1 protein-coding gene is annotated in these 315 nt (G+C 60.0%); it reads right to left on the bottom strand.

Translation table 11 applies throughout. From position 1 onward, the window contains the following. Positions 1 to 315, bottom strand: a 315-nt coding sequence (locus tag A3736_RS07890; RefSeq protein WP_197465543.1) for a tryptophan 7-halogenase, incomplete at both ends; no start/stop codon positions are given.

Genomic DNA, 315 nt, shown 5'->3' with positions numbered 1-315 from the left:
ATCGTCGCGCGCGGTGGCGTGATAATGCAGGATAAGGAAATCCCGGATTCGCTCGTATTCCTTGTTGGTCAAACGATTGAAGGCGCTGCGCTGCGTTTCGGTAATGCCGTCCAGCGACAGCAGCGCGACCAGCTTGTTGATCCCGGTGTTTATGAGGTGGATCGAGGTCGATTCGAGCGGTTCCATGAAGCCTGCCGCTAGGCCCAGCGCCACGACGTTGTGGTTCCAGAACTTGCGGCGGCGCCCGGTGACGAAGCGCAGGAAATTGGGATCGGCGGTCGGCTTGCCCGCCATGTTGGCGACCAGGATATCGTG

This window comes from Erythrobacter sp. HI0063, assembly GCF_001635685.1.
In the GTDB taxonomy this organism is placed as follows: Bacteria; Pseudomonadota; Alphaproteobacteria; order Sphingomonadales; family Sphingomonadaceae; genus Qipengyuania.
This window is presented reverse-complemented; position numbering and strand designations above follow the sequence as displayed.